Raw genomic sequence first — 2,126 nt, 5'->3', positions numbered from 1 at the left:
CCCGCCGGGGGGGCGTGCCCCCCCCGGGGGCCGTAAAATTTGGGGCGGCCCCCAACCCCCCTTACACCCGTCACCCCCCCCCGGTCAACCACCCCGGCCCTTGGGTGGCGCCCAAACACCACCATCGGGACCGGATCACCGTCTCGGACCGTGCCCGCACAACGCACACCCGGCCGCGAGTTTGGCAGAACACAGGATAACCGGGAGGCGAGGCGCAGGGCGGTTCGGAGACGAGTAACCCGGGCACGCCCGGGTCCGGCGCACATCGGCGCGGACCGGCGGCCCCTAGGGCGCCGCCACCCGGCGGCGTCGCCGACTCTGCATCTCGAGGAGTAGTCCTGTGTCCAGAACAGAAACAGCGCTGGTGATCGGCGGTGGAATCGCGGGGCCGGTAGCGGCCACCGCACTGCGGAAAGCGGGTATCGACGCCCGTGTCTACGAGGCCTATCCCGGGCCGGCATTCACGATCGGCAGCGGACTGGCGCTGGCGCCGAACGGTGTGGCCGCGCTGGATGTGATCGACGCGGGCGACGCGGTCCGCGATATCGCCGTACCCGTGCCCCGTATGTGCCTGTCCGTCGGCGGCAAACTGCTGCCCGCGCCCAGCCTCCCGGGCCAGCCACCACTGCAGTTGGTCGACCGCGGGGAACTGCACCGGGTACTGCACGAACGCGCCGTGGCGGCCGGGGTTCCGGTGGAATACGGCAAACGCCTGGTGGCGGCCGACCACTCCGCCGAGGGTGTCACCGCACGATTCGCCGACGGCACCACCGCAACCGCCGATGTACTCGTCGGCGCCGACGGAATCCGGTCCACCGTGCGCCGGCTGATCGACCCCTCCGCTCCGGGCCCCGATTTCACCGGAATGCTCGGCTTCGGCGCCACGGTCGAATGCGATATCGCCACCCCGGACGAAACGATCGTCTTCGCCTACGGGAAACGCGCCTACTACCTGTACTGGCCGCTCGGCGACGGCCGGATCGGGTGGGGCGCGAATCTTCCCAGCGCGGAATACCTTTCGCTGACCGAAGCCCGCGATATCGCACCGGAGCGCTGGCTGGAGATCCTGCGCGACACCTACGCCGAGGATCATCCGGGCGGCGCACTCGCCCGGGCGACCACTCCGGAGCAACTGGAGGTCACCGGCGCATTGCACATCATGCCGCCCGTGCCGCACTGGTACCGAGACCGCATGGTGCTGGTCGGCGATGCGGTACACGCACCGTCCAACAGCTCCGGACAGGGTGCTTCGCTGGCGATCGAGAGCGCGATCCAACTGGCCCGCTGCCTACGCGACGTGCCCGATCGCGAAACCGCTTTCACCACCTACGAGCGGTTACGCCGCTCCCGGGTGGAAGGCGTGGCGGCTCGCGCAGCCAGAATCAACCACAGCAAAACCCCGGGGCCGTTCGCGCGCAAGATGATGCAGCTGATCATGCCGATCATGGCCCGGACGATGAACCCGGAGAAGTTGGTGGGCACCGAACAGCGCTACCGCATCGATTGGGCCGAGAAAGTGCTGTGATTCGGCGCCGATTCCGTTCGCGCTGCTTCGGCCCACAGGGGTGAGCCCAAACCTTCCGAGGTCTCGCTGAACCAGTCGGGTCACTTGGGCTCGGCGTCGCCCGTGGTTTTCGATACGCCTCGGTCTTCGGCGCCGCGTACTCTTTTCCGAAGGGGACCATACGTTTCGGGGAGGTACCGTGCTCGTGCTGTTGGTGGCCACCGCCTTGATAGGCCTGATCCTGATGGATACCGTCGGCCCGGCCGTGGGCGCCTGGTTTCTCGTGGCGTCGGTGGTGCTGGCGATAGCAGCCGGGATACGCACGTATCGGCGGAATCGGGCACCGCTGCGGGCGAAATCGCGGTCCGCGGGCGCGGGCTCCTGGTTCGTCGGCGACGCGGATGGTAGTCACGGCGGTGGCCGCGGCGGGGGTTGCAGCGGAAGTAGCGGCTGTGGTGGTGGCGGTGGTGGAGGTGGGGGCGGGGGGGGATGGCCGCCGCCGCCCCCGCCCCCCACGAAAGGAACGGTGTTGCCCGCGGCGGCGCGGGGGCCGGGGGTCGTAGCGATGGCGTCCGCGTCGCGCTCGGTCCCGTGCCCGGTGGCCGGCGCGGGCCGCCGACCA

General features: G+C 69.8%; 2 protein-coding genes. Both read left to right on the top strand.

Annotation, left to right across the window (positions count from 1 at the left end; genetic code table 11):
* Nucleotides 1–340: 340 nt before the first annotated feature.
* Nucleotides 341–1,525 carry an FAD-dependent monooxygenase gene (locus QH195_RS15085; RefSeq protein WP_280435825.1) on the top strand — a complete coding sequence of 395 codons (1,185 nt, stop codon included), beginning with the start codon at nt 341–343 and terminating at the stop codon, nt 1,523–1,525.
* Between the two features lie 178 nt (nt 1,526–1,703).
* A partial coding sequence (locus QH195_RS15080) for a hypothetical protein (RefSeq protein WP_280435824.1) occupies nt 1,704–2,126 on the top strand: 423 nt, incomplete at its 3' end.

It is taken from the genome of Nocardia carnea, assembly GCF_029868855.1.
Classification (GTDB): domain Bacteria; phylum Actinomycetota; class Actinomycetes; order Mycobacteriales; family Mycobacteriaceae; genus Nocardia; species Nocardia carnea_A.
Note: the sequence above shows the minus strand (reverse complement) of the source record. Positions and strands in the feature narration are given on the sequence as shown.